Genomic DNA, 24886 nt, shown 5'->3' with positions numbered 1-24886 from the left:
CTAGGCCGACTCGACGGCGGCCTTTAACCGACCGGTCCGGGCGCCGGACCCGGCGCGGTGGCTGGACCGGGTGCCGGTCCCGGCGGGGTCTCCGGTCCGGGTGCCTGAGCGGGGGCGGGCGCGCCGACGGCCGGAGCGGGTGCGCCGACCGATGCGGGCCCCGGCGGGACGGCGCCAGGGGCGGGACCCGGCGCGACGGCGCCAGGGGCGGGCGGCGCCAGGGGAGCCGGAGCGGACGGAAGCATCGGCTGGGCGACCGGCGGTCCGCCGAGCGCGGGCTGCAGCGGGGGCGCCGGGTTGTCCTGAATGCAGAACACCGCGCATTCGGGGCGCTGCGGCTGCATCCACGGCGGGGCCCACGGCGGCGGCGCGGGTGGCGCCTGCGGCGAGGCCGCCGGCCCTTGTGGTGCAGGTCCGGGCAGCGGTCCGAGTCGTTGACCTGGGGCGAAGCCCGGCATGTTGCCCATCTGGCTGGCGACGGCGTCGCGTTCGAGCAGCGGCATGAGCGCCAGCGGATCGTTGGACGGCAGCCCGAGCGCGTTGAGCGGAAGTCCAGGGCCCAGACCCTGGTACGCCTTCAGGTCGGTCAGGTGCAAGCTGTTGTCGGTTTCATCGAGCGTCGGCACCGATCCGGTGATCGGGGGCAGGTCCATCGGCACCACGCCGGTCGCGTAGGCCGCGGCCCAACCCAGCACGTTGCGGGCGTAGGCCACCGAGTTGTTGTACCGAAGGATCGCCGTCATGACGTGGTTCGGGTCGCGCAGGTTGAGGTTGCCGCTGCACAGGTAGCGGGCGGCGGCCAGCGTCGAGTCGTAGAGGTTCTGCACCTCGGCCTTGCCGTCGCCGTCGCCGTCGGAGGCGTACCGCGACCAGGTTCCCGGCAGGAACTGCATCGGGCCCATGGCTCGGGCATAGGTGACCCGGTCGGCCACGCGGCTCTGCACGATGACCTCGTTGCCGGGCAGAGTGCCGTCGAGCGCGGGCCCGTAGATGGGGCGGATGGCGGTGCCGCTGGCGTCGGTCGCGCCGCCGTTGGCGTGCATCGACTCGATGCGTCCGATACCGGCCAGCAGGTTCCAGCTGATGCCACAGCCCGGATACGCCGAGGCCATGATGCGCTCGGCGTTGCGGTACGCCGACAGGGCCATCGCCGGAATGCCCAGTGTGCCAGGCGAATTCACCACCGCTGCGGGCGGGGGAGCGGACGCCGTCGAGGCGGCGATGTGAAAGGCCATGGGTTCCTTGGCCACCGCGACCACCGACGCGCCCGAACGCGCTCCCGGTGACGGTTCGACCGCGGCCAGTGGCGTCACCGCCGCATCCGAGGTGGATGTGCGCGGTGACGGCGCCGACGCGCCGACGCTGCCGGCAAGGATGATCGGGGTGATGATCGCGACGCCGAGGCCGGCGCGCATGCCGTTGGCGGATGCCAGTTTCTGCACTCGAGGGCCCGGGATACGCCGCAGACGCCCCGTTTGACGCCGCACGGCCTTGAGGGCGGCTCCTCCCCTTATGTGCACTCAACCGTCCTAGGTCCGCAGTCGCTTGTGAACCAAGTCACCATACCCACTAGACAATCGCCGCGTTACAGCAATGCGTTAGCTGCCCACACTCGGTTTTTTGCTCCGACGCTCGCCCTGCTCGCTTCGGCCGTCGCCGTCGTCGCCGGTTTCGCCTGTCTGTGGCTGCAGCGCGGCGAGCATCTCCCGCATCTCGTCGAGCTCCCTGCGCAGGTAATCACGGGTGACGACCTCGCCGATCGCCAGCCGCAAGGCCGCCAGTTCGCGCGCCAGGTACTCGGTGTCGGCCTTTGTTTGCAGGGCGCGGCGGCGGTCCTCGTCCAGCGACACGCGGTCCCGGTTCTCCTGGCGGTTCTGTGCCAACAGGATCAGCGGCGCCGCGTAGGCCGCCTGGGTGGAGAACGCGAGGTTGAGCAGGATGAACGGATACGGGTCCCAGCGCAGCCCGACCGCGAACAGGTTCAGCGCGATCCAGACGATGACGATGATGGTCTGCCACGCCAGATAGCGGCCGGTGCCGAGGAACCGGGCGATCCGCTCGCTGAAGTTCCCGACCGCCTCGGGGTCGACATTGAACGAGAACCGCCGCGTGGCCAGCGGAGTGTCGAGGCGGCTGCGATCGGTCATGAGGTGCCCTCGGCGCCGGTGAGTTCGGGTTCCTCGGTTTCGCGCCAGTCGTGGGGCAGCAGGTGGTCGAGCACGTCGTCGACCGACACGGCGCCCAGCAGGTGGTTCTCTTCGTCGACGACGGGCCCGCAGACCAGGTTGTAGGCCGCGAAGTAGCGGGTCACCGCGCCCAGCGAGTCGGCGGGGGACAGGTTCGGCAGATCGGTGTCGATGATGCCGCTGACCAGGTCGGCCGGTGGCTCTCGCAGGAGGCGCTGAAGATGAACGCAGCCCAGGTAGTGACCGGTGGGCGTGGCCGTCGGGGGGCGGGTGACGAACACCAGCGAGGCCAGCGCAGGGGTCAGGTCGGGGTCGCGAACCCGGGCCAGCGCCTCAGCGACGGTGGTGTCCGGTGCCAGCACCACGGGCTCGGACGTCATCAGGCCGCCCGCGGTGTCAGGCGAGTGCGCCAGCAGGCGGCGGACGTCCTCGGAATCCTCGGGATCCATCCGACGCAGGAACTGCTCGGCATCGGTCGGGGCCATCGACCCCAGCAGGTCGGCCGCGTCGTCCGGGTCCATCGCCTCGAGAACGTCGACGGCCCGGTCGCCGGGCAGCCGCCTGAGCACATCGAGCTGGTCGTCGTCGGGCAGTTCCTGCAGCACGTCGGCCAGTCGCTCGACGTCGAGGGCGTTGACCAGCTCGTAGCGGCGCTTGGTCGGCAGTTCTCGCAGGGCCTCGGCGACTTCCACGGCGCGCTGGCCCTCGAAAAGCTCGAGCAGCTGCGCGACGCCCTGATCGGGCATCGCCAGACCGGAGGGGGTGAGGCCGTGAACGTTCTGCCAGTCGACCACGTGCACGTTGGCGCGCCTGCCCAGGCGCCGGTGCGGACGCACGGCGACCTTGGTGACCATCCAGTCCCGCGTGCGGGTCTGCTCGATCCCGAGGTCGACGACGATCACGTCGACGTTGGCCAGCTCCGGCAGGTCGGGATCGTCGACGCGGACCCGGGTTTCGATCACCTGCCCGAGCACCAGCACCTCGCCGGGACGCTGGGCGAACCGGCGCAGCGACACACTACCGGTGGCCAGTGTCACGGCGCCGGGCTCGATCGACGTCACCCGCAGGATCGGCACGAAAATCCGTCGCCGCGTGAGCAATTCGACAACCAGGCCGAGCACGCGCGGCTGCTGGCGCACCAGGCTGATGCTGACCACCACATCCCGGACACGGCCGATGGACTCGCCGTCGGGGCCCAAGACCACCAATCCCGCGAGTCGGGCCGCATAGACCCTGTTGACCGCCGCCATGACTCAAAGGGTAGAGAGTGTGGTTGTGGAAAACCGGTATCGACCCCGCCGAACGGTACTTTCCGTTCCCGGGAGCAGCGCAAAAATGGTCGAGAAGGCGAAAACCCTGTCAGCCGACGAGGTGTTCCTCGATCTCGAGGACGCCGTCGCACCGCACGCCAAGGACGAGGCCCGCACGCGGGTGGCGACCGCGCTCGCCGAACCGGGCTGGGCCGGCCAACTACGCGGTGTGCGCGTCAACGACTGGACGACGCCGTGGACCTACGCCGACATCATCGAGGTGGTGTCGACCGCCGGTGCGGCACTCGACATCGTGGTTCTCCCGAAGGTCAGCGACGCCACCCACATTCAGGCGCTGCACTTGGTGCTGAATCAACTCGAAGCCACCCACGGACTGCCCGTCGGCCGCATCGGCATCGAGGCGCAGATCGAGAATGCGCAGGGCCTCACCAACATTGACGCGATCGCGGCCGCACCGCGGGTGCAGGCGCTCGTGCTCGGCCCTGCCGACATGGCCGCGAGCCTGAACATGCGCACGCTCGAAGTCGGCGAACAGCCGGAGGGCTACGACGTCGGCGACGCGCACCACCACGTGCTGATGCGGATTCTCGTGGCGGCCCGCGCGCACGGCGTGCTCGCGATCGACGGCCCGTACCTGAAGATCCGCGACGTCGACGGCTTCCGCCGTGTCGCGGGCCGTTCGGCGGCGCTGGGATATGACGGCAAGTGGGTGCTGCATCCGGACCAGATCGCCGCGGGCAACGAAATTTTCAGCCCCCGGCAAAAGGACTACGACCACGCCGAGCTGATCCTCGAGGCCTACGAGTGGTACACCTCGCGTGCCGGCGGGGCCAGGGGCGCGGCCATGCTGGGTGACGAGATGATCGACGAGGCCAGCCGGAAGATGGCCCTGGTGATCGCCGGAAAGGGCCGCGCCGCGGGCATGGAGCGTCAAGGCGAGCCGTTCCGTCCGCCCGAGTGATGCTCAGGTCCACTGCCACCCGGTGGTGAGCAGGCTCAGATACAGCAGGATGTAGACGAGGAACCCGGCGACCGCAAGTCCGCCGATAATGGTGCCAGCCAACGCAATTCCGAAACCGTCCTGTCCGGTGCGTTTGGTTTCGCGCATGGCCATCACGCCGAGGATGACCCCGACGATGCACGTCACCCCGCAGCAGAAGACGCCGACCAGCGAGCACACGAGCGAGCCGATCGCCATCCCGTTCGTGCCGGGAGGCCTCGCAGGCCGGTACGGGTCGTAGCCGTAACCGGTGGGCGGGTAGTGGCCCTGGCCGGCCGCGGACGTGTAGGGCGGCGGGTAGCCCGACGCCGGTGGCGGATACAGCGGCGGAGGCAACCCCGCATCGGTGGGGTAGTCCACCGATGCGAACGGGTCGGGCCGTTCGGCTCCGTACGGGTCGCTCCCGCTCACCACTCAGCTGCTCATCATGGCGATGGCGAAGATGATGTTGAGCACGAGCGTGACCGCGCCGACGGCGATGCCGGCGATCGCCAGACCGCGGCCGCCTTCACCGGAGGTCTTGATCTGGTTGAGCGCCACGATGCCCAGCACGATGCCGACGAGCGAGCCGACACCGCACAGGACGCCGACCGCCGAGGCCACCAAGGAGCCGATGGCCAAACCGTTCGTCTTGTCCTGCTGTAGGCCGTAACCGCCGCCGTAGCCGGGCGTGCCGTATCCCGGCGCGCCGTAGGGCGGAGGCGGATATCCCTGCCCGACGTTCGATGCGCCAGGGTAGGCCGGGGGATAGGACCCCGGCGGCGGTGGTGGATAGGCGCCCGGCGGAGGGTAGGCAGGAGGCGGCGGATAGGCGCCCTGCGGGGGCGGGGGATATCCCGATGACGGGTCGTACGCCGGCGGCGCCTGGTAGCCGTACGCCGGCTGATCGGGCTGGGCACCCTGTGTCTGTTCGGTCGACGGCGCCTCGTATCCGGACGATGTCGGCTCGGACGCACCTCCGTGGGGTTCGGATGATGCGGTTTCTGCTGCGTCCTCCCCGGGATTTGTCATGCTTGTCAACCTAGCGCAATTCTCGGGCACGATTGCGGCCATCGCGGCGTTGTCCCTTACGAGGCAGCAACTTAACGAATCGCGGCGACAGAGGAGAAAGAAGACCGATGACCAGCCCGTTTCAACCTGGAGCAAGTTCGGGCGCAACGCCTGGTAACCCGAATTTGGGTCGTGGCCCCGCGGGTCTGCCCACACCGCCGAAGGGTTGGCCGATCGGTTCCTACCCGACCTATGCCGAGGCGCAACGCGCTGTGGACTACCTGTCGGACCAGGAGTTTCCGGTGCAGCAGGTGACGATCGTCGGCGTCGACCTCATGCAGGTCGAGCGGGTCACCGGCCGGCTGACGTGGCCCAAGGTGCTCGGTGGCGGCGTGTTGACCGGTGCGTGGCTGGGCCTGTTCATCGGCCTCATTCTCGGTTTCTTCAGCCCCAACCCGTGGGGCGCGCTCGCCACCGGCCTGATCGCGGGTGTGTTCTTCGGCCTCATCACGTCGGCGATACCGTATGCGATGGCGCGTGGCACAAGAGATTTCAGTTCGACGCTGCAACTCGTCGCGGGCCGTTACGACGTGCTGTGCGATCCGCAGAACGCCGAACGCGGACGGGATCTGCTGGCGCGCTTGACCATCTGACATTCCCGTCGCGCGGAGCGCCGAAGTTTGCCCAGGTTCCCGATTGCGTAACGGTGTGCGACGCGCGCCGCTGAAGTGTTGCAAACCACACGGTTGTGGCAATACGGTTTGCGCGCGGGAGATTCCCGTTGGAGCTGCTGCGGCGGCGACATCGAACGCGGCGCCGCCGCGGCGGCGACGTTCGACGGCGACATCGAAGCGGGACGGAGGCGGGTGGTGCGCTTCCCCAGTTCCCCACCGGCGTGGGGGGCCATACGCGGAAGCCAACGGCGGCTGGGTGCCGCGGCGGTTGCTGCGCTGACGACGGCGTCAGCGCTGACGGCGTGTGGATCCGACAGCGGCGGCATCGTCATCAATTACTACACGCCCGCCAACGAGGCGCAGACCTTCACGGCCGTCGCCAAACGATGCAACGAGGAGCTCGGCGGGCGCTTCCGGATTCAGCAGATCAGTTTGCCGAAGGGGGCCGACGATCAACGGCTTCAGCTCGCGCGGCGGCTGACCGGAAACGACAGAAGCCTCGACGTGATGGCGCTCGACGTGGTGTGGACCGCCGAGTTCGCCGAGGCCGGTTGGGCGCTACCGCTTTCCGACGATCCCGCGGGACAAGCCGAGGCGGACGCGAACAACAACACGCTGCCCGGCCCACTGCAGACCGCCACCTGGCAGGACAAGCTGTACGCCGCACCCGTCACCACCAACACCCAATTGCTCTGGTACCGAGCGGATCTGATGCCGGAGCCGCCGCCGACGTGGGACGCCATGGTGTCCGAGGCCACCCGGTTGCACGCCGAGGGCGGTCCGAGCTGGATTGCGGTACAGGGAAAGCAATACGAAGGCCTGGTGGTCTGGTTCAACACCTTGCTCGAAAGCGCAGGCGGACAGGTGCTTTCCGATGACGGCGAGACTGTCACCCTGACCGACACCGAAGAACATCGCGCCGCCACCGTCAAGGCACTGCAGATCATCAAGAACGTCGCCACCGCACCGGGCGCGGACCCGTCGGTCACCCAGACCGACGAGACCACCGCACGGCTTGCGCTCGAACAGGGCAAGGCCGCGCTCGAGGTGAACTGGCCGTACGTGCTGCCGTCGTTGCTGGAGAATGCGATCAAGGGCGGCGTGTCATTCCTCCCGCTCAACAAGGATCCCGCGCTCGCCGACGCCATCAACGATGTCGGAAGTTTCTCGCCCAGCGACGAACAATTCGAGGCCGCGTTCGAAGCGAGCAGGAAGGTGCTGGGCTTCGCCCAGTACCCGGGCGTGAAGCCGGGCGAGGCGGCGAAGGTCACCATCGGCGGCCTGAACCTCGCCGTGGCGAGAACGACCCGGCACAAGGCCGAGGCATTCGAGGCGATCCGGTGCCTGCGCAACGTCGAGAACCAGCGCTACACCTCGGTGGAGGGCGGGCTGCCCGCGGTGCGCACATCGCTCTACAGCGATCCGGCCTTCCAGGCGAAATACCCCCAGTACGAGATCATCCGCGAACAACTCACCAACGCCGCGGTGCGTCCCGCCACGCCGCAGTACCAAGCGGTCTCCACCCGCATCTCCACCACGCTGGCGCCGATCACCGACATCGACCCGGAGCGCACTGCCGACGAACTCGCCGAGCAGGTGCAGAAGGCCATCGACGGGAAGGGGCTGATCCCGTGACCGCGCCACCGGCCGCCGCGACCGCACCGGCTGCGACCGGCAGCGACGACATCCGCTCGGAACGCAGGCTCGCGTTCCTGCTGATTGCCCCCGCCGTTCTGCTGATGCTCGCGGTGACCGCGTATCCGATCGGTTATGCGGTGTGGCTGAGTCTGCAGCGCAACAACATGGCGGCCCCGCAGGACACCGAGTTCGTCGGGCTGTCCAACTACGTCACGATCCTGACCGATCAGTACTGGTGGACAGCGTTTTTCGTCACGCTCGGCATCACCGTGGTATCGGTGGCCATCGAGTTCGTGCTCGGAATGGCGCTGGCGCTGGTGATGCACCGCACCATTTTCGGCAAGGGTGTGGTGCGCACGGCGGTCCTCATCCCGTACGGCATCGTCACCGTGGCAGCGTCGTACAGCTGGTACTACGCGTGGACACCCGGCACCGGATATCTGGCCAACCTGTTGCCCGAGGGCAGCGCCCCTCTGACCGAACAGCTTCCCTCGCTGGCGATCGTAGTGCTCGCCGAGGTGTGGAAGACGACGCCGTTCATGGCACTGCTACTTCTGGCCGGATTGGCGCTCGTCCCACAGGATCTGCTCAACGCCGCCCAGGTCGACGGTGCGGGAGCGTGGAAGCGCCTGATCAAGGTCATCCTGCCGCTCATCAAGCCGGCGATCCTGGTGGCGCTGCTGTTCCGCACCCTCGACGCGTTCCGGATCTTCGACAACATCTACGTCCTCACGGGAGGGGCGAACAATACCGGATCGGTGTCGATCCTGGGTTATGACAACTTGTTCAAGGCGTTCAACGTCGGTCTGGGTTCGGCGATCAGCGTGCTGATCTTCCTGTGCGTGGCGATCATTGCGTTCATCTACATCAAGATCTTCGGTGCAGCGGCACCGGGGGCGGCCGAGGAGAGTCGCTGATGACCGAGCGGGCTCCTACGTCGCGCGTGACCGAATGGACCGTCGTCAACGTGCTGGTCGTCATCTACGCCCTGTTCCCGGTGCTGTGGATCCTGTCCCTGTCGCTGAAACCGACGTCAAGTGTCAAGGACGGCAGGCTGATTCCCGTCGAGATCACCTTCGACAACTACAAGGCGATATTCCAAGGCAACATCTTCACCTCGGCGCTGATCAACTCGATCGGAATCGGCCTGATCACCACCGCCATCGCGGTCGTGATCGGCGGAATGGCCGCATACGCGGTCGCACGGCTCGACTTCCCCGGCAAGCAATTGCTGATCGGGGTCGCACTGCTGATCGCGATGTTTCCCCACATCTCGCTCGTCACACCGCTTTTCAATATCGAGCGTGCGGTCGGCCTGTTCGACACCTGGCCCGGCCTGATCATCCCGTACATCACGTTCGCGCTTCCGCTCGCGATCTACACGCTGTCGGCGTTCTTCCGGGAGATCCCCTGGGATCTGGAGAAGGCGGCGAAGATGGACGGCGCGACACCGGCACAGGCGTTCCGCAAGGTCATCGCCCCGCTCGCGGCGCCGGGCATCGTCACCGCGGCGATCCTGGTGTTCATCTTCGCGTGGAACGACCTCCTTCTGGCGTTGTCGCTGACCGCCACCCAACGCGCGATCACGGCGCCGGTGGCGATCGCGAACTTCACCGGCAGTTCGCAGTTCGAGGAACCGACGGGATCGATCGCCGCGGGCGCGATGGTCATCACCATCCCGATCATCATCTTTGTGCTCATCTTCCAACGACGGATCGTCGCCGGCCTGACGTCCGGCGCGGTGAAGGGGTAGTTCCATGGCCGAAATTGTGTTGGACCGGGTGACGAAGAGTTACCCCAACGGCGCGACGGCCGTCCACGAGTTGTCGATGACGATCGCCGACGGCGAATTCATCATCCTCGTCGGCCCGTCGGGATGCGGAAAGTCGACCACGCTCAACATGATCGCGGGTCTCGAGGACATCACCTCGGGTGAACTGCGCATTGGCGGGGAACGCGTCAACGAGAAAGCGCCCAAGGACCGCGACATCGCGATGGTGTTCCAGTCTTACGCCTTGTATCCGCACATGACCGTCCGGCAGAACATCGCGTTCCCGCTCACGTTGGCCAAGCTGAAGAAGGACGAGATCGCCCGCAAGGTCGACGAAGCCGCGAAAATCCTTGACCTGAGCGAGCTTTTGGACCGGAAGCCCGGTCAGCTCTCCGGCGGTCAGCGCCAGCGCGTCGCGATGGGCCGCGCGATCGTGCGTGATCCCAAAGCGTTCCTGATGGACGAGCCGCTGTCGAACCTCGACGCAAAGCTGCGCGTGCAGATGCGTGCGGAGATCGCCCGCCTACAAGACCGGTTGGGCACCACCACCGTTTACGTCACCCACGACCAGACCGAGGCGATGACGCTCGGCGACCGCGTCGTGGTGTTGCTCGCCGGGGTGGCCCAGCAGATCGGAACTCCCGAGGATCTCTACAACCGGCCCGCGAACCTGTTCGTCGCCGGTTTCATCGGTTCGCCCGCGATGAACTTCTTCCCCGCGACGATCACCGACGTGGGCGTGCGGCTGCCGTTCGGCGAGGTCACTCTCACCCAGGAGAACCACGACCTGCTGGCCCGCCGCAACGCGCCGACCAACGTGATCGTCGGCATCCGGCCCGAACACTTCGAGGATGCCGCGGTGCTCGACGGGTACGCGCGGATCCGCGCCCTCTCCTTCGACGTCACGGTGGACATGGTGGAGTCGCTTGGCGCCGACAAGTACCTCCACTTCAAAACCGAGGGCGCCGGCGCGCGATCGGCGCAGCTAGCCGAGCTGGCCGCGGAATCCGGCGTGGGCGAAAACGAGTTCGTCGCAAGGGTTTCCGTTGACTCGACGGCCCGCCAAGGCGATTCGATCCAGTTGGCCTTCGACACCTCGAAGTTGGCGGTGTTCGATCCCGAGTCGGGCAAGAACCTCAGCCTGCCCGACACCGACTCATCCGCTTCGTCGGCCGAGTGATCGACGTTCCCGCGACGGTTCGCGCCCACCTGCTCGAGCACTTCGCGCGTCGGGGCATCGACGCGGAGCCTGACGAAGCCAACGTCACGTTCCTGGGCACCGAGACCATCGACGTGCTGCGCTTCGGGCCCGACCCTGACGGCGTCGTTCACTATGTGTCGCTTGGCTGTTCGCGCCATCCGATGTTCGACCCCACCGAGATGGTGACCGACGCGCTGCACGGCCCGCGCGCGGAGGTGGCGGTCGCGCTGCGCGGACCGTCGCCGCGGGGGCTGCACCGCGCGATCGCGATCGTGGCCGCCGCGCCCGCGGTGGAGGGGCTGGTCCTGGCGCCCGACGCGTTGATCGACCTCGAGACCCCGTTGTGGGAATCCTCACCGTTCACGGCGTTCCTGTTGAGCGACAGCATGATCGACGACGTCGCGCTGACCGCGCCGCTCGAGCCGGTGAAGGTGTTGGCCGCCACGCCGATCACCGCCACCGAGGCGGCGTGGGTGCGGCTCAAGGGCGCCGACGCGATGCGCGAGGCGTGGCAGCAGGACGGTGTCGACGTGCTCGATCCCGCACGCCCGGCGGCCAAACCGAGCTAGAGCCAGTTGTTGCGGCGGAATGTGCGGTACAGCAGCGTGCACACCGTCGCCATCAACAGCAGCACCGCGGGATACCCCCACGACCACGCCAGCTCCGGCATGTGTTCGAAGTTCATGCCGTAGATGCCCGCGATCGCGGTCGGAACCGCGGCGATGGCCACCCACGCCGAGATCTTGCGCATATCGGTGTTCTGCTGCATCGCGACATTGCCGAGAGCGGCCTGCACCAGGGACGTGAGCATTTCGTCGAAGCCGGCGATGCGGTCGGAGGCCTGGGTGTTGTGGTCGAACACGTCGCCCATGTACCGCCGGATCTCGACCGAGATCAGGTCGTTGTGATCCGAGAGGATCCGCTGCAGCGCCAGCGTGAGCGGGTAGACGGCCCGGCGCAATTCGACGACCTCACGCTTGAGCAGGTAGATGCTGCCGATATTGGTCGGCCGGTTCGGCGAGAAGACATCCTCTTCCATCGCGTCGATGTCGGCCTCGACGAGCGAGGTGACGTCGAGATAACTGTCGACGACGTGGTCGGCGATGGCATGCATGACGGAGTAGGGGCCGAGTTCGAGGGAACCGGGGGACGACTCCAAGTCCTTGCGCACGCCCGCCAGGCCGGTGTGGTCGCCGTGCCGCACGGTCACCACGAAGGTGTCGCCGACGAAGATCATGATCTCGCCGGTCTCGACGATCTCGCGCGCCTTGGCCATGGATTCGTGCTCGACATAGTTGACCGTCTTGAGCACCAGGAACAACGTGTCGTCGTAGCGTTCGAGCTTCGGGCGTTGGTGCGCGTGCACGGCGTCCTCGACGGCCAGCGAGTGCAACCCGAACACGTCGGCGACCGACTGCATCTGCTCGTCGTCGGGCTCGTGCAAGCCGATCCAGACGAACGCGTTTTTGCCCTCGCGCTGCAGTTCGCGCACCTTGTCCAGTGCCTCAGCGGGTCCGAGCGTGTCGGCCTGCCGGATGCCCGAACAGTAGATGCCGCAGTCGACGGTCGCGTTCTCGATGGGTGCCTGGCCGGCACCGTCGGACCCGGGCCCCGCCTTCGTCCGGGTACGAGGTAACGCACGAAACGACGGCATCGGGTCCCTCTCCCCAGGACGTTGTCGGCCGTGGTCGATGCTACGCGGCTGGGCCGGTCGGCTGCCTGCTAGTTTCGTTCCCGACCGCAATCCGCCCGCGGTGCGGGCAACGTACATCTGTGCAAGGAGCATCTGACGTGAGCACAACACCCCTCAAGGTCGCAGTCACCGGTGCCGCCGGCCAGATCGGCTACAGCCTGCTGTTCCGCCTCGCGAGCGGATCGCTGCTCGGCCCCGACCGGCCGATCGAGCTCCGGCTGCTCGAGATCGAGCCCGCGCTCAAGGCGCTCGAGGGTGTGGTGATGGAACTCGACGACTGCGCATTCCCGCTCCTGGCCGGCGTAGAGATCGGCTCCGATGCAAACAAGATCTTCGACGGCGCGAACCTGGCGCTGCTCGTCGGCGCCCGGCCCCGCGGCCCGGGCATGGAGCGCAGCGACCTGCTCGAGGCCAACGGCGCGATCTTCACCGCCCAGGGCAAGGCGCTCAACTCGGTGGCCGCCGACGACGTGCGCATCGGGGTGACTGGTAACCCCGCCAACACCAACGCGCTGATCGCGATGACCAACGCCCCCGACATCCCCAAGGAGCGGTTCTCGGCCCTGACCCGCCTGGACCACAACCGCGCCATCAGCCAGCTGGCCCGCAAGACCGGCGCCAAGGTCACCGACATCAAGAAGATGACGATCTGGGGCAACCACTCGGCCACCCAGTACCCCGACATCTTCCACGCCGAGGTCGGCGGCAAGAACGCCGCGGAGGCCGTCAACGACCAGGACTGGATCGAGAACGACTTCATCCCGACGGTCGCTAAGCGCGGCGCGGCGATCATCGACGCCCGCGGCGCCTCCTCGGCCGCGTCGGCCGCCTCGGCGACTGTCGACGCCGCCCGCGACTGGCTGCTGGGCACCCCCGCCGACGACTGGGTGTCGATGGCGGTGGTCTCCGACGGCTCCTACGGTGTCCCGGAGGGCCTGATCTCGTCGTTCCCGGTGACGACGAAGGACGGCAACTGGTCGATCGTGCAGGGCCTGGACATCGACGACTTCTCGCGCAGCCGCATCGACAAGTCGACGGCCGAGCTCGCCGACGAGCGCAAGGCGGTCACGGACCTCGGCCTGATCTGAGGGGCGAGCGGGCGATTAGGTTACCTACCAGTTCGTCGTTAACCTGGGCGCCGTGTCGCAAGCGGTGAGAGACCTTCCATTGAACGGATCCAATATCGTCCTCAGCGATGAGGAGATCTTCGCCGCCCACGTAGGCGGCAAGCTCTCGGTTGCGCTGAACGCGGCCCTCGACACCGAGCGCGCGCTGTCCGTCGCGTACACCCCCGGCGTGGCCCAGGTCAGCCGGGCGATCGCCGCCGATCACACGCTGGCCGCGCGCTACACGTGGGCCAGCCGAATGGTGGCGGTCGTCAGCGACGGCAGCGCGGTGCTGGGGCTCGGTGACATCGGCCCGGCCGCGTCGCTGCCGGTGATGGAGGGGAAGAGCGCCCTGTTCAAGGCGTTCGCCGACCTCAACTCGATCCCGATCGTGCTCGACACCAACGACACCGACGAGATCGTCGAGACCCTCGTCCGGCTGCGCCCCACCTTCGGCGCCGTCAACCTCGAAGACATCTCGGCGCCGCGGTGTTTCGAGATCGAGCGGCGCCTCGTCGAGGCGCTGGATTGCCCGGTCATGCACGACGACCAGCACGGCACGGCGATCGTCGTGCTGGCCGCCCTGCTGGGTGCGGCCAAGGTCGTCGACCACAAGATCGAATCCCTTCGGGTGGTGGTCAGCGGGGCCGGTGCGGCCGGTGTCGCGTGCGCGAAGATCCTGATGGCGGCCGGGGTCAGCGACATCACGCTGCTCGACTCGCAGGGCATCGTGCACCGGGGCAGGCAGGACCTGAATACTTACAAAGCCGACCTGGCGCAGACGTCCAACCCGCGCGGACTGACCGGGGGAATCGCCGAGGCGCTCGAGGGCGCCGACGTGTTCCTCGGCCTGTCCGCTGGCGTCGTGCCCGCCGACCTGATCGCCTCGATGGCGCCCGATTCGATCGTGTTCGCGCTGTCGAACCCGGATCCCGAGATCCATCCGGACGACGCGAGTCGGTACGCGGCCGTCGTCGCGACCGGGCGCAGCGACTTCCCCAACCAGATCAACAACGTGCTCGCATTCCCCGGCGTGTTCCGCGGTGCGCTCGACGCCGGAGCGCGACGCATCACCGAGCGGATGAAGGTCGCGGCCGCCGAGGCGATCTTCTCGGTGGTCGGCGACGACCTGGCCCACGATCGCATCGTGCCGAGCGTGCTGGACCCTCGGGTCGCGCCCGCCGTCGCGCAGGCGGTGGCCGAGGCATCGGAAGGCTGACCCCGGTGGGCCGGCGGTTGGCGCTGGCGCTCGTCGCGGTGATCGTGGCGGGCTGCGCCGCGTGCGGCGGGCAGACCGAGCGACCGTCGATAGCCGTCGGCGCCACGGTCGATCCCGAGTCGACGCTGACCGCCCACCTCTACGCCGCTGCGCTGCGGTCCTACGGGAGCGCGGCGCACGTCGAGATCGAGGACGATCCGCTGGCTGAGATGGACTCCGGGGCGATCACGGTGGTGCCTGGTTTCACCGGTCGGCTGCTGCACAGGTTCGACCCCGAGGCGACGGCCCGCGCGCCGACGCAGGTGTATAGGGAGATGGTCTCGGCGCTGCCCGAGGGCGTCGCCGCGGGTGACTACACCACGTCGGCGGAGGACAAGCCCGCGCTCGCGGTGGCGAAGTCGACCGCCGAGAAGTGGGACGGACGCGACGTCACCGCTGCGGTGCGCAACTGCGACGGGCTGACCGTCGCCGCGGTCGCCGATGCGCCCCGGCCGTCGGCGATCGGTCCGTGCAAACCGAAGGTGACCGAATTTCGTGACAGCAAAGCTGTTTTCGACGCCGTGCGTTCGGGCCGGTTCCCGGCGGCGTGGACGACGACCGCGGCGCCGGGCATCCCGGCCGAACTGCTGATGCTGTCGGACCGCACGTCGCTGATCCGAGCGGAGAACCTGGTGCCGTTGTCGCGGCGCAACGAACTCAACGAGTCACAGGTGCTCGCGCTCAACGAGGTGGCCGGTGTGTTGGACACCGCTGCGCTCGCGGAGATGCGCGCCGCGGTCGCCGACGGTAGGGATCCCGGCCACGTCGCCGACGCGTTCCTCGCCGAACACCCGCTCGGCGACTCTTGACGCGTCAGTGCGCGTTGGGCACCAGTCGCTTGACCACGCCCAGGAACAGTGACTGATAGCCCGACCCGGTGATCCTCACGATCACGTCGAGGATCTTCGCGTCGGCGCCGACCAGTACCCGCGCCCGGTTCTTGCGGACGCCGTCGAGGATGATCTTCGCGGCCTCCTCGGGCGTGGTCCGCGTCAGCCTGGTGTCGAACGTCTTGGTCAGGCCCTCGCGGTCGACGCCCTCGGCGGCCGTCGAGTTGCGCATGATCGCGGTCTTGATCCCGCCGGGGTGGATCGTCGTCACCTTCACCGGGCGACCCGATGCCAGCATCTCCTGACGCAGCGCCTCGGTGAACCCGCGCACCGCGAACTTCGCCGAGTTGTACGCCGCCTGACCCGGAACCGAGAAGATGCCGAACAGGCTGGAGACGTTGACGACGTGCCCGTCGCCCGAGGCGATCAGGTGCGGGAGGAAGGCCTTGGTGCCGTTGACGACGCCCCAGAAGTCGACGTCCATCACCCGCTCGATGTCCTTGTACGGCGTCACCTCGACGTCGCCGACATACGCGATGCCCGCGTTGTTGTAGATCTGGTTGACCTTGCCGAAGTGCTCGACGACCGCGTCGGCATACAGCTCAAAGGCCTCGCGCTCGGTGACGTCGAGGCGGTCGGTCTTCACCGGCGCGCCGATCGCCTTGATCCGCTCTTCGGTGGCAGCCAGGCCCTCGGTGTCGACGTCGCTGATCGCGACGCTGGCGCCCGACTTGGCCAGCTCGATGGCCAGCGCCTGTCCGATACCCGACCCGGCGCCGGTGACCACGGCGACCTTTCCGGCGAAGCCCTGCATTACCACTCCCTCGTGTCGGTTGACTCGCGTTCGAGGTTAGCCGGTACCGCGGGTTCGCCCTCTAACGGGTTGATCCCACGCAGCAGCGGCGCGGGATCAACCGGTCAAGGACTGCGAGTCGTCAGGCGAACGCCTCGTGCCGGTTGTCGTCTCCTCGGCGCCGCCTTCGTGTTGAATTGCCCGGCTTCCCCTCGGGGCTCGTCCCTCGCCCCGCATCGTCGCCGGGCGCTCTCAGGCGAACGCCTCGTCGATGATCTCCTGCTGCTCCACCGCGTGCACCTTCGACGAACCCGACGACGGCGCAGACATCGCCCGCCGCGAGATCCGCGTGATGCCCGTCAGCTTCTCGGGCAGCACCTCGGGAAGCGTCAGACCGAACGTCGGCCATGCGCCCTGGTTCGCCGGCTCCTCCTGCACCCAGAAGTACTGCTCGACGTTCGGGTACCGATCGAGCGTCTCGGCCAACCGCCGGCGCGGCAGCGGGGCGAGTTGCTCGACGCGCACGATGGCCACGTCGTCGCGCTGATCCTTCTTCTTGCGTGCGGCCAGCTCGTAGTAGAGCTTGCCGCTGCACAGCAGCATCCGCTTCGCTTGATTGCGGTCGCCGTCACCGTCGGTGTACGTCGGCTCCTCGATCACCGAGCGGAACTTCTGCTCGGTGAAGTCGCGAATGTCGCTGACGGCGGCCTTGTTCCGCAGCATCGACTTCGGCGTGAACACGATCAGCGGCCGGTGGATGCCGTCCAGGGCGTGGCGCCGCAGCAGGTGGAAGTAGTTCGCCGGCGTCGACGGCATCGCGATGGTCATCGACCCTTCCGCCCACAGCAGCAGGAAGCGCTCGATGCGACCCGAGGTGTGGTCGGGGCCCTGGCCCTCGTGTCCGTGCGGCAGCAGCAGCACGACGTCCGAGCGCTGGCCCCACTTGGCCTCACCCGAGCTGATGAACTCGTCGATGATCGACTGCGCACCGTTGATGAAGTCACCGAACTGCGCCTCCCACAACACCATTGCGTCGGGATTGCCCACCGAGTAGCCGTACTCGAAGCCGACGGCCGCGAACTCGGACAGCGGCGAGTCGTACACCATGAACCTGCCGCCGGTCGGGTTGCCGTCCTTGTCGACGGTCAGCAGATCGAGCGGGGTGAACTCCTGGCCCGTCTTGCGGTCGATGATCACCGAGTGCCGCTGGGTGAACGTGCCGCGGCGGGTGTCCTGACCCGACAGCCGCACGGTCTTACCCTCGGCGATCAGCGAACCCAGTGCGAGCAACTCGGCGAACGCCCAGTCCACCTTGCCCTCATAGGCCATCTCGCGGCGCTTCTCGAGCACCGGCTTGACGCGCGGATGCACGTTGAAGCCTTCGGGCACCGCCAGATGCGCATCGCCGATGCGCGCCAGCAGCGACTTGTCCACCGCGGTGTTCATTCCCGCGGGCACCATCTGGTCGGCCTCCACCGAGGAGCTCGGTTCGATCTCGTGTTTCTCGAGTTCGCGCACCTCGTTGAAGACCCGTTCCAGCTGTCCCTGGTAATCGCGCAGCGCGTCCTCGGCCTCTTTCATCGAGATGTCGCCGCGGCCGATCAACGCTTCGGTGTAGCTCTTGCGCACACCGCGTTTGACGTCGATCGCGTCGTACATGGACGGCTGCGTCATCGATGGGTCGTCGCCCTCGTTGTGCCCGCGGCGGCGGTAGCACAGCATGTCGATGACGACGTCCTTCTTGAACTTCTGCCGGAAATCGACCGCGAGCCGGGCCACCCACGCGGCGGCCTCGGGGTCGTCGCCGTTGACGTGGAAGATCGGCGCGCCGATCATCTTTGCGACGTCGGTGCAGTACTCCGAGGACTTGGCGTCGTCGGGCGATGTGGTGAAACCGATCTGGTTGTTGACGATGATGTGAATCGTCCCGCCGGTGCGATATCCCCGCAGCAGCGCCAGGTTCAGCGTCTCGGCGACCACACCCTGACCGGCGAACGCGGCGTCGCCGTGCAGCATCAGCGGCACGACGCTGAACGCGCCCGCCCCCTCACCGTCGCCGTCCCCCTTGTCGATCATGTCCTGCTTGGCGCGGACCAGGCCCTCGAGAACCGGGTCGACGGCCTCGAGGTGTGATGGGTTCGCGACCAGCGACACGTCGATGTCGTTGTCGCCGAACATCTGAATGAATCGGCCCGTGGCGCCCAGGTGGTATTTCACGTCGCCGGAACCGTGCGCCTGCGACGGGTTCAGGTTCCCTTCGAACTCCGAGAAGATCTGCGAGTAGGGCTTTCCGACGATGTTGGCCAGCACGTTGAGCCGACCGCGGTGCGGCATCGCGATCACGACCTCGTCGAGCGCGTGCTCGGCGCACTGGTCGATCACGGCGTCCATGGTCGGGATGACGGTCTCGGCACCCTCCAGTGAGAATCGTTTCTGACCAACGTATTTCGTCTGCAGGAACGTCTCGAACGCCTCGGCCGCGTTGAGCTTGCTCAGAATGTACTTCTGCTCCGCGACGGTCGGCTTCTCGTGCTTCTTCTCGATGCGGTCCTGCAGCCACTGCTGCTGTTCGGGCTCGAGGATGTGTGTGTACTCGACGCCGATGTGGCGGCAGTACGAGTCGCGCAGCAGGCCGAGCACGTCGCGCAGCTTCTTCTGCTGTGCACCGGCGAACCCGTTGACCTTGAACTCGCGGTCCAGGTCCCACAGCGTCAGCCCGTGCGTGAGCACGTCGAGGTCGGGGTGGCTGCGGAACCGGTTCTTGTCCAACCGCAACGGGTCGATGTCGGCCATCAGGTGGCCGCGGTTGCGATACGCGGCGATCAACTCGATGACGCGAGCGTTCTTGTCCTCGATCGAGTCCGGGTTGTCGGTGCGCCACCGCACGGGCTCGTAGGGGATGCCGAGCTCGCGGAAGATCTCGTCGAAGAAGTCGTCGTCGAGCAGGAGTTGGTGCACGGTGCGCAGGAAGTCGCCCGACTCCGCACCCTGGATGATGCGGTGGTCGTAGGTCGACGTCAGTGTGACCAGCTTGCCGACACCCAGTTCGGCGATGCGCTCCTCGCTCGCGCCCTGGAACTCGGCCGGGTACTCCATCGCGCCCACGCCGATGATCGCGCCCTGCCCGCGCATCAGCCGCGGCACGGAGTGCACGGTGCCGATGGTGCCGGGGTTGGTCAACGAAATCGTCACTCCGCCAAAGTCTTCGGCGGTCAGCTTGCCGTTGCGGGCACGGCGGACGATGTCCTCGTAGGCGGCGATGAACTGGCCGAACGACAGGTTCTCTGCGCCCTTGATGCCTGCCACCACGAGCTGGCGGCTCCCGCCCTTGCCCTGCAGGTCGATCGCGAGCCCGAGGTTGACGTGTTCGGGCGTCACGGCATTCGGCTTGCCGTCGATCTCGGCGAAGTGGCGGTTCATGTTCGGGAACTGCTTGACCGCCTGCACGACCGCGTAGCCGATGAGGTGGGTGAACGAGATCTTCCCGCCGCGGGTCCGCTTGAGGTGGTTGTTGATGACGATCCGGTTGTCGATCATCAGCTTGGCCGGGATGGCGCGCACGCTGGTCGCGGTCGGCACGTCCAGCGACGCCGACATGTTCTTGACGACGGCCGCCGCGGCGCCCCGCAGCACCTGGGTCTCCTCGCCGCCGGAATCTTTGTCGTCGGCGCCCTTGGCCTTGGCCGCCGACTCCTTCGCCGATTCCTTCGCCGGCGCCTTGGACTCCTTCGACTCCTTGGGGGACGACTCCTTGGGCTTGGCCGCGGGCGCCTTGGTGGGCGCCGACGATTTCGGTGTGCTCTCGGCCGCGTCCTTGGGTTTCGTTTCCGACTTGTCCTTGTCCTTCGCGGGCCGCGCGGCGCCGTTGCTGTCCGACTGCTTGGGCGCCGGCGCGGGCGCGGGCTCCGGCGGGCTCACCGGCCCGGCGGAACGTTGGCCGTTGCCCTGCGTCTGACTCTCGGTGGTCGGCTCAGGGGAGTAGTCGACGAGGAATTCGTGCCAACTGGGATCTACCGACGAGGGATCCTCGCGGAACTTGCGATACATCTCCTCGACCAACCACTCGTTCTGTCCGAATGGTGAAGGTGAGCTCACGGTAGCTACTCGCCTCGATTCTTCGCTTCGCGCGAGCGCATCTCAACGCTCGCCAGGTTCTCTACGGTTACCCCGCATCCCGCCGCCTAAAGGCTAGCGCCGAAGCAACGGCCAGACCACGACAACGGCTTTATGGTTGTCGCGGTCGTCGCGGTGCAGTCAGTCGCGCGGCGCCGGCAACACATGCAGTGTCGCCGGCCATCGCGGTGGCGCGGTGCCGAACGCCTTGTGGGCGTTGGCCACGATGCGCTTGCCCATCAGGCGATTTCCTACGCCGCCGACGACGGCCCCGATGCCGACGGGCAGCAGCTTGCCGAACGCGATCGCCCCGCGCTTCAGTGTGTAGCGCTTGACGAAGTACTTCAGCAGGCGTGAGTTCAGTTGTGACACCGCGGGCAGCGGCAGCGTCGCCGCGCCGTCTGCGATCCAGGCGCCCTTGGTCCGGCCCGGGCCGATCAGGTCGGCGATCGCGTGCTTGCTGTCCTCACCGACGAGCACCGACAGCACCAGGGCACGTCGCCGCTCCCGGTGTTCGGCCGGAATACCGTGCACCTCGGCGACGGCCAGCACGTAGAGGGACGTCGCTTCGAGGAACACCACGGTCTCGCCCGCGACCGCCGACGCGGCGGCCAGTGTCCCGAGTCCCGGGAACGCCGCGGCCGATCCGACGGCTGCGCCGCTGGCCATCACCGCGCCGAGGTAGTGCTTCTCGAGCCTGGAGATGATTTCCGCGGGTGACGCATCCGGGCTCTGCTTGCGCAGGCGATCCACGTAGGCCTTGACCGCGGGGCCCTGGACGCGCGCGCCTCGTTCGATGATCTGCGACAGCACCTTGGCGGCAACGCTGGGATCGTCGGCGGAGCCGTCGTTGACCGCCGGTAACTGGCTCTTGGCCTTCGACCGGGCACTCATATGGGCCTCCTGTCCGAACGACTCGTTCCAGGCTATCGCTTAGTCCAACGAACGGTGGCCACCCGGTGTGCCCGGCCGTGATCGCGCTCACGGTCTGCCAGAGCGGGAAGAAAATAATGAGAAGCGACGCTAATCGTTCTCATGGCACCATCACCGGCTGTGGATCTGACGACTGCCCCGACTCCCCTCCAGGAGGGCAAGACTCCCAGCCGGATCCGGATGATCGTCGTGCTGGGTGTCATGGTCGCGCTGGGTCCGTTGACCATCGACATGTATCTGCCCGCGCTGCCGAGGATCGCCGACGAACTCGGGGTGTCGTCGTCGGTCGCGCAGCTGACGCTGACCGGAACGCTCCTCGGGCTGGCGCTGGGCCAGCTGCTCGTGGGCCCGCTGTCGGACTCGCTGGGTCGCCGCCGGCCGCTGATGGCCGGGATCGTGCTGCACATGCTCGCCTCGCTGGCGTGCCTGTTCGCGCCCAACATCGAGGTGCTCGGTGTGGCCCGCGGCCTGCAGGGGATGGGCGCGGCCGCGGGCATGGTGGTGGCGATCGCCGTCGTCGGCGATCTGTTCACCGACTCCGCCGCGGCGATCGTCATGTCGCGGCTGATGCTGGTGCTCGGGGTCGCGCCCGTGTTGGCGCCGTCGCTGGGCGCCGCGGTCCTGCTGAAGGCCTCATGGCACTGGGTGTTCGCCGCGCTGGTGTTGATCGCGGCTGCTCTGCTGCTGGTGGCGGCGACGGCGTTGCCCGAGACGCTGCCCGTCGCCCATCGGCGGCCACTGAAGGTGCGCGGCATCGCGGCGACCTACGTGGAGTTGCTACGCGACGCGCGCTTCGTGGTGCTGGTTCTGGTCGCCGCCCTCGGCATGTCCGGGTTGTTTGCCTACATCTCGGCGGCGCCGTTCGTGCTGCAGGGTCGCTATGGGCTCGATCAGCAGGCCTTCGCGCTCGTCTTCGGTGCCGGCGCGATCGCGCTGATCGGCGCCACGCAGTGCAACGTCCTGCTGCTGCGCCGCTACACGCCGCAGACCATCGTGCTGTGGGCGTTGACGGTGGCTTCGCTCAGCGGTGCCGTCTTCGTCGGAATCGCACTCGCGGACATCGGCGGGCTGGCCGGGTTCGTCATCCCGGTGTGGGTGGTGCTGGCCGCGATGGGTCTGGTCATCCCGAACGCGCCCGCGGTGGCGCTGACGCGGCATCCCGACGCCGCGGGTACGGCGGCCGCTCTGCTGGGCGCCGCACAGTTCGGGCTTGGCGCCGCGATCGCCCCACTGGTCGGAGCCCTCGGCAACAACGAGTTCGCTCTGGCGGCGGTGATGACGGTGGGTATGGTGATCGCGTTGCTCGCGCTCATGGCCGTCGGTGTGTCGTCGACCGAACGCGCGGATGACTCCGAATGCGACGTCAGCGACGACGTCGTGCCCGAACCCGCCTGACGCCCGCAGCGCGCGGTCCCGCTTTGTCGGGATCGGCAACGCTGCGTAGCGTCGGCGGGATCGCCGAGTGCTAGTCGACCCAGGATGCTCTCAACCCTTTTCACCAGGCAGAACGCGTCATCGAACCCGTGGCATGCGCTGTGGGCGATGATGGTCGGCTTCTTCATGATCCTGGTGGACGCGACCATCGTGGCGGTCGCCAATCCGTCGATCATGGCCAGGTTCGACGCCGGCTACGACGCCGTTCTGTGGGTCACCAGCGCCTACCTGCTCGCGTACGCGGTGCCGTTGCTGGTGGCGGGACGCCTCGGCGACCGGTTCGGGCCGAAGAACCTCTATCTGCTGGGGCTAACGGTGTTCACCGTCGCCTCCTTGTGGTGCGGGCTGTCGCACACGATCGGCATGCTGATCGCCGCGCGGGTCGTGCAGGGTGTGGGCGCAGCCCTGCTGACGCCCCAGACCTTGTCGACGGTCACCCGCATCTTCCCCGCTGACCGGCGCGGCGTGGCGATGAGCGTGTGGGGTGCGACGGCCGGCGTCGCGACGCTGGTCGGCCCGCTGGCCGGCGGGGTCCTGGTCGACGCGCTCGGGTGGCAGTGGATCTTCTTCGTCAACGTGCCGATCGGCGTGGTGGGCGTGGCGTTGGCGATGCGGTTGGTGCCCGAGCTGCCGCGCCAGCGCCAGCGCCTCGACGTGCCGGGGGTGCTGCTGTCGGGGGTCGGGCTGTTCCTGATCGTGTTCGCCCTGCAGGAGGGTCAGGCGCACCAGTGGACGCACTGGGTGTGGGGCTTGATGGCGCTCGGCACCGGGGTGGTGGCCGCGTTCCTGTTTTGGCAGTCGGCCAATCGCAAGGACCCACTGCTGCCGCTCGAGATCTTCCGTGACCGCGACTTCTCGCTGTCGACGTTCGGCGTCGCGACGATCGGGTTCGTGGTGACGGGCATGATCGTGCCGATCATGTTTTACGCGCAGGCGGTGTGTGGGCTCTCGCCGACGCGCTCGGCGCTGCTGACCGCGCCGATGGCGATCGCGACGGGTGTGCTCGCACCGATCGTCGGGCGGATCGTCGACCGGTGGCATCCCCGCCCGGTGGTCGGATTCGGTTTCTCGGTGCTGGCGATCGCGATGACGTGGCTGTCACTGGAGATGGCGCCCGATACCCCGATCTGGCGACTGGTGCTGCCGCTGACCGCCACGGGTATCGGGATGGCGTTCATCTGGTCGCCGCTGGCCGCGACCGCCACCCGTAACCTGCCGGGGCGGTTGGCCGGTGCGGGGTCGGGTGTCTACAACACCACCCGCCAGGTCGGCGCCGTGCTGGGCAGCGCGAGCATGGCCGCGTTCATGACCTGGCAGGTCAACTCCGAAATGCCGCCGCGGGCGGGCGATTCGGTGCAAGGTGAGGCGGGTGCGACGCAGTTGCCGTCGTTCCTGCACACGCCGTTCGCGGCCGCCATGGCGCAGTCTCTGTTACTGCCCGCGTTCGTCGCGCTGTTCGGTGTGGTCGCCGCGGTGTTTCTGCTCGGTTATGCCCGGCGGCCGCTCGACGACGCGGCGCCCGAGGTCGCGCAGGACGACGACGAAACCTTCGACGACGACGACGATTACGTCGAGTACACCATCAGTTGGGATGACACCGGTGTCGCGTCATGGGTGCCCGCCGAGCGGGAGGCGACGACCACGCCGCTGGCCTCCCGTGACGAGCGGCCGACCGAGCAGTCCGACGAGTCGTGGCGCGCGATACTCGACCAGCTGCTCGCCGACGATCCGCCGCCCCACAAACCCGTCGACGAGGCGATCGGCTTGACGCACAACGGTTTGCACGTGAACGACGAGACGCGGCAGTCGTGGCTGAATTCGCCGCGTCCGCGGGCCTACCCGCGCGACGGTCACCGTGAACGGCCGGGCCGGGCTGAGCGATCCAACGGGCGGCATGCCCAGGGTGACGACCTCGACCGCTGATATAGCTCGAGTTAGTCCTTCTCAAATGCCTCCGGAGGTGTCAGGAAGGGATCTGTAACTGATTCCTTTTCG

Annotated in this window: 21 protein-coding genes; 12 read left to right on the top strand and 9 right to left on the bottom strand. The window is 67.7% G+C overall.

The genetic code is table 11. The features are described from left to right. Positions 1-23: 23 nt before the first annotated feature. From A5650_RS12140 to A5650_RS12130, 3 genes are all read right to left on the bottom strand, one after another. On the bottom strand, positions 24-1520 hold the full coding sequence (locus tag A5650_RS12140) for a lytic transglycosylase domain-containing protein (protein WP_067291085.1): 1497 nt from the start codon (positions 1518-1520) through the stop codon (positions 24-26). A gap of 78 nt (positions 1521-1598) precedes the next feature. After that, the gene (locus A5650_RS12135) at positions 1599-2147 is read right to left on the bottom strand and encodes a DUF1003 domain-containing protein (RefSeq protein ID WP_067291081.1); all 549 of its coding nucleotides are present in this window, start codon (positions 2145-2147) and stop codon (positions 1599-1601) included. Next, positions 2144-3436: a magnesium transporter MgtE N-terminal domain-containing protein gene (locus A5650_RS12130; protein WP_067291078.1), complete on the bottom strand. Its 1293-nt coding sequence runs from the start codon at positions 3434-3436 to the stop codon at positions 2144-2146. The genes A5650_RS12135 and A5650_RS12130 overlap by 4 nt, the downstream gene beginning before the upstream one ends. Before the next feature lie 25 nt (positions 3437-3461). Between A5650_RS12130 and A5650_RS12125 the strand changes: the two genes are divergently transcribed. Then, a complete protein-coding gene (locus tag A5650_RS12125) occupies positions 3462-4418 on the top strand; it encodes an HpcH/HpaI aldolase/citrate lyase family protein (protein WP_156744106.1) in 957 nt (318 codons plus the stop codon). Positions 4419-4421: 3 nt separating this feature from the next. Here A5650_RS12125 and A5650_RS27120 read toward each other — a convergent pair whose 3' ends face one another. Both A5650_RS27120 and A5650_RS12115 read right to left on the bottom strand, forming a co-directional pair. Then, positions 4422-4868 carry a DUF4190 domain-containing protein gene (locus A5650_RS27120; protein ID WP_067291167.1) on the bottom strand — a complete coding sequence of 149 codons (447 nt, stop codon included), beginning with the start codon at positions 4866-4868 and terminating at the stop codon, positions 4422-4424. Positions 4869-4871: 3 nt separating this feature from the next. Then, positions 4872-5468 carry a DUF4190 domain-containing protein gene (locus A5650_RS12115; protein WP_067291071.1) on the bottom strand — a complete coding sequence of 199 codons (597 nt, stop codon included), beginning with the start codon at positions 5466-5468 and terminating at the stop codon, positions 4872-4874. Between the two features lie 107 nt (positions 5469-5575). On the opposite strand from A5650_RS12115, the gene A5650_RS12110 reads away from it, so the two are divergent. The 6 genes from A5650_RS12110 (at position 5576) to A5650_RS12085 (ending at position 11300) form a co-directional block, all read left to right on the top strand. Then, positions 5576-6100 carry a YflT domain-containing protein gene (locus A5650_RS12110; protein ID WP_067291068.1) on the top strand — a complete coding sequence of 175 codons (525 nt, stop codon included), beginning with the start codon at positions 5576-5578 and terminating at the stop codon, positions 6098-6100. Between the two features lie 252 nt (positions 6101-6352). Beyond that, a complete protein-coding gene (locus tag A5650_RS12105) occupies positions 6353-7756 on the top strand; it encodes an ABC transporter substrate-binding protein (protein WP_067291166.1) in 1404 nt (467 codons plus the stop codon). Then, positions 7753-8676: a carbohydrate ABC transporter permease gene (locus A5650_RS12100; RefSeq protein WP_067291065.1), complete on the top strand. Its 924-nt coding sequence runs from the start codon at positions 7753-7755 to the stop codon at positions 8674-8676. The genes A5650_RS12105 and A5650_RS12100 overlap by 4 nt, the downstream gene beginning before the upstream one ends. Further along, positions 8676-9512 (top strand): carbohydrate ABC transporter permease, encoded by an 837-nt coding sequence (locus tag A5650_RS12095; protein ID WP_067291062.1) that lies wholly within the window; start codon positions 8676-8678, stop codon positions 9510-9512. The genes A5650_RS12100 and A5650_RS12095 overlap by 1 nt, the downstream gene beginning before the upstream one ends. Before the next feature lie 4 nt (positions 9513-9516). Then, entirely contained in the window at positions 9517-10710 is a 1194-nt protein-coding gene (locus tag A5650_RS12090) for an ABC transporter ATP-binding protein (RefSeq protein WP_067291059.1), read from the top strand. Then, entirely contained in the window at positions 10707-11300 is a 594-nt protein-coding gene (locus tag A5650_RS12085) for a suppressor of fused domain protein (protein ID WP_067291055.1), read from the top strand. The genes A5650_RS12090 and A5650_RS12085 overlap by 4 nt, the downstream gene beginning before the upstream one ends. Here the strand turns inward: A5650_RS12085 and corA are convergent. After that, a complete protein-coding gene (gene corA / locus A5650_RS12080; protein ID WP_067291052.1) occupies positions 11297-12385 on the bottom strand; it encodes a magnesium/cobalt transporter CorA in 1089 nt (362 codons plus the stop codon). The two genes, A5650_RS12085 and corA, sit on opposite strands and share 4 nt — an antisense overlap. A gap of 137 nt (positions 12386-12522) precedes the next feature. Between corA and A5650_RS12075 the strand changes: the two genes are divergently transcribed. Genes A5650_RS12075 through A5650_RS12065 form a run of 3 tightly spaced genes read left to right on the top strand, consistent with a single transcriptional unit; the run spans position 12523 to position 15597 of the window. Continuing rightward, positions 12523-13512 (top strand): malate dehydrogenase, encoded by a 990-nt coding sequence (locus tag A5650_RS12075; protein ID WP_067291049.1) that lies wholly within the window; start codon positions 12523-12525, stop codon positions 13510-13512. A gap of 52 nt (positions 13513-13564) precedes the next feature. Beyond that, positions 13565-14749 carry an NAD(P)-dependent malic enzyme gene (locus tag A5650_RS12070; RefSeq protein ID WP_197501851.1) on the top strand — a complete coding sequence of 395 codons (1185 nt, stop codon included), beginning with the start codon at positions 13565-13567 and terminating at the stop codon, positions 14747-14749. Between the two features lie 5 nt (positions 14750-14754). Next, a complete protein-coding gene (locus tag A5650_RS12065; RefSeq protein ID WP_067291047.1) occupies positions 14755-15597 on the top strand; it encodes a glycine betaine ABC transporter substrate-binding protein in 843 nt (280 codons plus the stop codon). 4 nt (positions 15598-15601) lie between these two features. Here A5650_RS12065 and A5650_RS12060 read toward each other — a convergent pair whose 3' ends face one another. The 3 genes from A5650_RS12060 to A5650_RS12050 all read right to left on the bottom strand — a co-directional run bounded on the left by A5650_RS12060 (position 15602) and on the right by A5650_RS12050 (position 21418). Then, the gene (locus A5650_RS12060) at positions 15602-16432 is read right to left on the bottom strand and encodes an SDR family NAD(P)-dependent oxidoreductase (RefSeq protein ID WP_067291044.1); all 831 of its coding nucleotides are present in this window, start codon (positions 16430-16432) and stop codon (positions 15602-15604) included. A gap of 231 nt (positions 16433-16663) precedes the next feature. Next, a complete protein-coding gene (locus A5650_RS12055) occupies positions 16664-20458 on the bottom strand; it encodes a multifunctional oxoglutarate decarboxylase/oxoglutarate dehydrogenase thiamine pyrophosphate-binding subunit/dihydrolipoyllysine-residue succinyltransferase subunit (RefSeq protein WP_231992601.1) in 3795 nt (1264 codons plus the stop codon). A gap of 207 nt (positions 20459-20665) precedes the next feature. Next, entirely contained in the window at positions 20666-21418 is a 753-nt protein-coding gene (locus A5650_RS12050) for a hypothetical protein (protein WP_067291039.1), read from the bottom strand. 141 nt (positions 21419-21559) lie between these two features. Here A5650_RS12050 and A5650_RS12045 point away from each other — a divergent pair, with 141 nt between their 5' ends. After that, the gene (locus A5650_RS12045) at positions 21560-22852 is read left to right on the top strand and encodes a multidrug effflux MFS transporter (protein WP_067291036.1); all 1293 of its coding nucleotides are present in this window, start codon (positions 21560-21562) and stop codon (positions 22850-22852) included. Positions 22853-22936: 84 nt separating this feature from the next. Next, positions 22937-24814 (top strand): MFS transporter, encoded by a 1878-nt coding sequence (locus A5650_RS12040; protein WP_067291034.1) that lies wholly within the window; start codon positions 22937-22939, stop codon positions 24812-24814. The last annotated feature ends 72 nt before the right edge of the window (positions 24815-24886 follow it).

Origin of the sequence: Mycobacterium sp. 1164985.4 (assembly GCF_001668575.1) — a bacterium.
Taxonomy (GTDB): Bacteria; Actinomycetota; Actinomycetes; order Mycobacteriales; family Mycobacteriaceae; genus Mycobacterium.
This window is presented reverse-complemented; position numbering and strand designations above follow the sequence as displayed.